Raw genomic sequence first — 6,109 nt, forward strand, 5'->3', positions numbered from 1 at the left:
TTTTCAAACCAGAAGCACCTGATTTGTTTCGTATTCGAAAAGAGTTTGAATTAGATGACTCAGAAATCAGACAGCTCTTAAACGAACCTGAATTTAAAAGTGCATTTGGTGGTTTTGATACCTCAGATCAAGTAAAAACCGCCCCCAAAGGTTTTGATAAAACTCACAAAGCAATTGATCTTATAAAAAATAAAAACTATTTTGTAACTAAAAAATTTACAGATAAGGAAGTATTAGCTTCTGATTTTAGTGAAAATATTTTGAAACATTTTCGCCTGGTTCAGCCATTTTTTAGTTATATGAGTGAAATACTAACAACAGATTTAAATGGTGAAACAGTAATTTAATTAATGCACATTAACTATTCTGTAAACTAAGTTGTTAAAGTTAAAGCTGTCACCTGTTTTTTTACCTTTTAAGTGTTGATAAATGGGAGCATCAGTTGAAATTGAATAATAGTTTTTATTGTCTTCAATATCCAGTTTTCCAATTGCCACAGCTATAAAAAAGAAGTTGTTTTCTGTTTCTACGAGGCTTCCGTTTGCAACCACTTTGTGTTCTTGAGAAACATCTATGCGCTTGAGTTGTTCTTTTGTTTTTTCAGTGGTTTCTATATATCGTGCATATTTTTCGATTTCATTGAGTAACTCTCCTTTTCCTCCATCTTCTGCATCAGATTGTGATCCTTCACCATCTAAAGCTTCTTTTACCAATTCAATTTCTTTTTGATACCTTTCAATTTGATGATTCAAAAGGTCAAGACATTTCATATAAAGTTTATTCTTAATCATAAAGTGTACTGTTTTGCTTGCAAAAGTAATTGCAATTTATTTTAAATAAATGAAAATAGTAAAAAGAAAAGTCGTTTATTATTATGGCCTTTTTTTAAGGTCTTCTTTTCGTCAAAAGGAATAATTTGGACATTACTTGTCAACATCTATTGTGCATATTCTAATTCCAAAAGCTGAATATTACTTTTTAATCGTTCAATTACCAAGTTCATCCTTTTATTTAAAGCTGATGAGTTTTGAATGTATTGTTCATATTCTTCTAATGTAAACTGTCCAATAACCATTCCTTTCAATGAGTTTCTAAACTTTATATCCTTTTGAATTGTGTTTTCTATGTACAACAGACGTCGGTCTAATGAAAGAGTATAAAAAACATTTTTGTGTTTTAAAACATAGTTTTTAAATACCATCAGGAATAAATCGTTTTGAAGCTTTACAATGGGTCTTAAAGTTTTATTTTGAAATTGTTCATCAGTACTCATTAAGGGTGTAACAATTGCTGAAGGAATTTCAGGCCTTAGTGACTCTAAGTCTAATTCTCTGGAGTTCATAATATGAAGTTTTACTAAAAATAATCAATGTTCTTTAGATTTCAGTTCAAATCAATAGGTAGTTATAAACTACTTTATCAACAATAACCTTCTTAAAAGTCCTTTAAAACAAAGGGATTTCGATAAATATTTGTTATATTTAAGTTTAAAATTAATCAAAAATGGACTTGATAAAATCTATAAATCCTTATACCGAAAACACACTAAAAACTCACACTGTACATTCACGTACAGAGGTTGAATCAATTCTTCAAAAAAGCAGTAAAAGATTTTTGCAGTATAAAAATAGTTCATTCGAAGAACGAAAGATTTTAATGCTCAATACAGCTAAAGAACTTTTAAAAAACAAAAGGCTTTATGCTGAAATGATTACAAATGAAATGGGTAAACCCATAACACAAGCCATAGCTGAAATTGAAAAATGCGCTTGGGTATGTGAATATTACGCAGAAAATGCAGAAAAACATTTATCTGTAAAAAAAATAAAAACTGATGCCAAAAAAAGTTATGTAAAGTATGAACCTCTAGGAGTGCTTTTGGCTATTATGCCCTGGAATTATCCCTTTTGGCAAGTATTTAGGTTTACTGTTCCCGCATTGATGGCAGGAAATGTAGTAGTCCTCAAACACGCATCAAATGTGTTTGGAAGTGCCTTACTCATTCAAGAGGTCTTTGAAAAAGCCGGTTTTCCAATTCATTGTTTTACTACTTTAAAGGTAGGTAGTGATCGGGTTGAAGAAATTATTGACAATGACATTATAAAAGCTGTTACAATAACCGGAAGTGGACCCGCAGGCTCATCTGTTGCTGCAACCGCTGGAAAAAATATTAAAAAATCTGTGTTGGAGTTAGGTGGAAATAATGCAATGATTGTATTTAACGACGCCTCCATTAATGATGCCATAGAAACCATTATCCAAGCCAGGTTTCAAAATACCGGACAAAGTTGTATTGCCGGAAAACGCTTGTTAATTGAGGAGTCAATAGCGTCTTCATTTATCGAAAAATTATCGTTAAAAGTTAGTAAGCTTAAATCAGGAGACCCTATTGATAAAGAGACTTTTATAGGTGTTATGGCCAAGCAAAATTTAGCTGAAAAACTTGAAGCACAACTTAACAATTCCTTAGATTTAGGGGCAAAGATTGAAGTAGGAGGCAAACGGTCTAAGACATTTTTTGAACCCACTATCGTCTCAAACGTGACTCCCGAAATGGAAATATTTAAGGAAGAAACTTTTGGTCCATTATTGGCTGTTACCACATTCAAAAATGAAGAAGAAGCCATTAAATTATCAAATAAATCAAAGTTTGGATTAGGTGTTATGCTGTTTTCAAAAGATATAAAGAAAATGGAAAAAATGGTTCCACAGTTTGAAGAGGGAGCCGTTTTCATTAATGAACTTGTAAAAAGTGATCCTCGGTTGCCTTTTGGAGGTGTGAAAACATCAGGTTATGGACGTGAGTTAAGTAGTGATGGCATAAAAGAGTTTGTCAACGTTAAAACGGTTTATATTAATATGTAACATTACTCTTAAATGACTAAACAAAATATATCTTTAACTGTAGATATTGTGGTATTTAATATTGAAAAAAACAATTCAGTTTTACTGATACAAAGAAAAAACAACCCATTTATAAAAATGTGGGCGTTACCTGGTGGTTTTGTAGATTTAAATGAGAGCCTGCATTCTGCAGCCTTACGAGAACTAAAGGAAGAAACAGGAATTGAATTGCAAACTTGTGAACAGCTATATGCGTTTGGAAATCCTGAAAGAGACCCAAGAGGTCACACAGTTTCAATAGCTCACGTAGGCTTTCTGGATCAAGACCTTATTCCACTAGCAAATGATGATGCCGAAAATGCCCAATGGTTTCATCTAGATCAATTACCTGAACTGGCATTTGATCATAAGGAAATTATTGAACTGGCGATTTCCCGTTTTCTTTAAGACCTTTCTTGATTGTTTTTTTGGATTCCAGCTGATCTTCAACTGATGGGGTATCTGGTGTTTGATTTTCTCCTGCAACATTACAATAAACCAATTCAGCATACATAGGAAAATGATCTGAACCAATATTGGAAAGTCGTTTTAACGAAACTAATTTAAAATCATTTGAAACAAAAAGATGATCCAGAGGCCACCTCAATAAAGGATACTTCGCGTGAAAAGTATTGTAAAATCCTCTTCCAATTCTTGGGTCAAGCAACCTACTTACTCTTTGAAACATTCTGGTAGTATGTGACCAAGCTACATCATTTAAATCACCTATTACAAGAACAGGGTGCTCTTTTTTAGTGATTTCATTTGCTACAATTAATAACTCAGCATCTCGGTCTAACGATTTTTCATTTTCAGTAGGACTTGGTGGCATGGGGTGCAAACAATACAAATCAATTAAAACACCACTTTTAAGCACTAACTTACCTTTAATTGAGGGAATGGAATCATCAACTAAGAATTGAACATAAGTGTCTTTTAACTTAAATTTACTGAACAACATCATCCCATAGTAGTTTTCTAACGGATGCTCGACAAAAAATGTATAAGTAGCTTTTAATCTTTTTAAATCATTCCGCCATTGGTTGTTGGTTTCCAGTAGAATGATTACATCTGGATTTGTTTTCTTGATTAAGTCAATTAATAGGTTTGAGTTTTTGTTTTCCTGATATACATTAGCAGAGAGTATTTTTATTTTATTACTCGGATCTGGGTTTTGTGCAGTCTCCAGTTGTTTTTGAGCAAAAATTGTATAAGGAAAAAGAATAATAGACTGATAAATAACTGTACAAATCAATAGTATCAATACAAATACATCTATAACCCTTGAAAAATCAATATTAAATAAAAGAAAAATTAAAACAACAAATGAAAAAATAGTGAACTGCATGTGTGGAAAATCAAAACCTCTAATCCACCATTTTTTAGAAGCCACCAAAGGCATAAATGCAGCAACAACAGCTACTACGGTTAAAAATAATAAAATAGTTTTCAATTATAGCTTTATACTTAAGATGTTGTTTCTTTCAACGCCTTGATGTCTTTTCCTGTGGGCTCTTCAAATAATTCAAGCTCAAAATAAGGTACTGAAGCAATTACATGATCAAAAATATCAGACATAATAGCTTCGTAGTTTTCCCAACGTTTGTCTTTACTGAAACAATAAATTTCAAGTGGAATTCCTTGAGGTGTTGGTTGGAGTTGTCTTACCATCACTAACATTTCCTGATTTACACCCGTGTTTTGCTTTAAAACGCTATCTAAAAACTTCCGGAAAATTCCAAAATTGGTTTGATTTCTTCCGTTTATCAGTACGCTTTTATCTGCATTTACCCGTTGGTTATGCCTCTCTATTTCAAGTTGTCTGTGATCAATATAGTTTGAAACTAACTGAATTTTTTTAAGATTTTCCATCATCTCAAGCGAAAGAAACTTGATTGATGATTGTTTAATAAATATAGAACGCCTTATACGTCTGCCTCCAGACTCCTGCATCCCTCTCCAGTTTTGAAAAGAATCAGCAATTAAGCTATAAGTCGGGATTGTTGTAAAAGTATTGTCCCAATTTTGAACTCTTACAGTGGCCAGATTAATATCAATTACAGTTCCGTCTGCACCAAATTTACTGAATGTAATCCAGTCGCCAATTCTTACGATGTCGTTCACAGAAACCTGAATAGATGCCACAAAACCAAGAATCGTATCTTTAAATATCAACAGAATTATTGCTGAAGCCGCTCCTAATGAAGCTAAACTTAAAATATCTTTGCCGGTTAATTCATAAATTATGAAAATGATAGCTACTCCCCACACAAAGATTAAAATGACTTGTAAATAGCTTTCGAGTGGTTTATCTGAATATTGCTCTTTGGTTTTTAAATAGCGTTTTAAAGACCTTAAAATACTTCGAATTATTTTTACAATCAATACAACTCCATACACATTGATTGCAATATTGAATACATTTAAAATATCAGGAAACTCCTTTAGAATAAATGGAAGTATATATTTAAGGAAAAATAGAGAAATGATGTGTGCTACATATCTGGGAAAATTACTTTCAACCAAAAAATCATCAAATGTTGTTTTAGTCTTTACAGAAAACATCTTAAATCCGGAAACAATAATCTTTCTTATAATTCGGTCTGCAATAAAAGTAATTAACCCCAGTATGAACAGATTGACTGCAAGATTAAAATAAGCTGCCCAAAATTGAGAAACACCTTGATTTATAAGGTAGTCTTCAAATAAATAAGTGAACTCTTCAAATTTCATAAATTAATTTTTAAACAGAAACATACTTTTTTTCAATGTAAAAAGTGCCAAAAGGAATGACTGATGCAAATAAAACAATAAAAAGGGTTTTAAAGTTCCAATTGAGCTCATTATATACCATAAAGGCTAGGACTACATAAGCCAAAAATAAAATACCGTGTATCATTCCAACGATACTAACCATTTCAGGCTGATTTAAAAGATACTTAAGAGGCATTGCAATAAATAAAAGAACCAAAAGGGAAACACCTTCCCATAGGGCTGTAATTTTAAAAGCTTTAATCATTGTAATTTTTTTGACAAAGGTACTATAAGATTTACTCTCTTTCAATTAATATTCAGTTATTCAAGACAAACTATCCGATTGTTTATTTGCGGCGAATTTATTTTTTAATTTGATAACTAAAATGCCACCATTTAGATTGTATTGGATTAAACCCAAATAATTTTATTCTCTGATGTAATGAATTCTGTTTTTCAAAATCTTTTAAGA

General features: G+C 31.7%; 8 protein-coding genes. 3 read left to right on the plus strand and 5 right to left on the minus strand.

The features are described 5' to 3' along the window. On the plus strand, positions 1 to 347 hold a 347-nt coding region (locus AACY61_RS07295), incomplete at its 5' end, for a DUF2461 family protein (RefSeq protein WP_339610918.1). Here the strand turns inward: AACY61_RS07295 and AACY61_RS07300 are convergent. Continuing rightward, on the minus strand, positions 348 to 791 hold the full coding sequence (locus AACY61_RS07300) for a transcription elongation factor (protein WP_339610919.1): 444 nt from the start codon (positions 789 to 791) through the stop codon (positions 348 to 350). A gap of 146 nt (positions 792 to 937) precedes the next feature. Beyond that, a complete protein-coding gene (locus AACY61_RS07305; RefSeq protein WP_339610920.1) occupies positions 938 to 1,342 on the minus strand; it encodes a glyoxalase in 405 nt (134 codons plus the stop codon). 167 nt (positions 1,343 to 1,509) lie between these two features. Here AACY61_RS07305 and AACY61_RS07310 point away from each other — a divergent pair, with 167 nt between their 5' ends. Both AACY61_RS07310 and AACY61_RS07315 read left to right on the plus strand, forming a co-directional pair. Continuing rightward, positions 1,510 to 2,865 carry an NAD-dependent succinate-semialdehyde dehydrogenase gene (locus tag AACY61_RS07310; protein ID WP_339610925.1) on the plus strand — a complete coding sequence of 452 codons (1,356 nt, stop codon included), beginning with the start codon at positions 1,510 to 1,512 and terminating at the stop codon, positions 2,863 to 2,865. A 12-nt stretch (positions 2,866 to 2,877) separates the two neighbouring features. Then, the gene (locus AACY61_RS07315) at positions 2,878 to 3,291 is read left to right on the plus strand and encodes an NUDIX hydrolase (RefSeq protein WP_339610921.1); all 414 of its coding nucleotides are present in this window, start codon (positions 2,878 to 2,880) and stop codon (positions 3,289 to 3,291) included. On the opposite strand, the gene AACY61_RS07320 is transcribed toward AACY61_RS07315, so the two are convergent. The 3 genes from AACY61_RS07320 to AACY61_RS07330 are packed head-to-tail and all read right to left on the minus strand — an operon-like array spanning position 3,260 to position 5,902. Further along, entirely contained in the window at positions 3,260 to 4,336 is a 1,077-nt protein-coding gene (locus AACY61_RS07320) for an endonuclease/exonuclease/phosphatase family protein (protein WP_339610922.1), read from the minus strand. The genes AACY61_RS07315 and AACY61_RS07320 overlap by 32 nt on opposite strands. A gap of 14 nt (positions 4,337 to 4,350) precedes the next feature. Then, on the minus strand, positions 4,351 to 5,616 hold the full coding sequence (locus AACY61_RS07325; protein WP_339610923.1) for a mechanosensitive ion channel domain-containing protein: 1,266 nt from the start codon (positions 5,614 to 5,616) through the stop codon (positions 4,351 to 4,353). 10 nt (positions 5,617 to 5,626) lie between these two features. Then, a complete protein-coding gene (locus tag AACY61_RS07330) occupies positions 5,627 to 5,902 on the minus strand; it encodes a DUF3817 domain-containing protein (protein ID WP_339610924.1) in 276 nt (91 codons plus the stop codon). Positions 5,903 to 6,109: the final 207 nt, after the last annotated feature.

The sequence above is a fragment of the uncultured Planktosalinus sp. genome, assembly GCF_963973675.1.
Lineage (GTDB): Bacteria > Bacteroidota > Bacteroidia > Flavobacteriales > Flavobacteriaceae > Planktosalinus.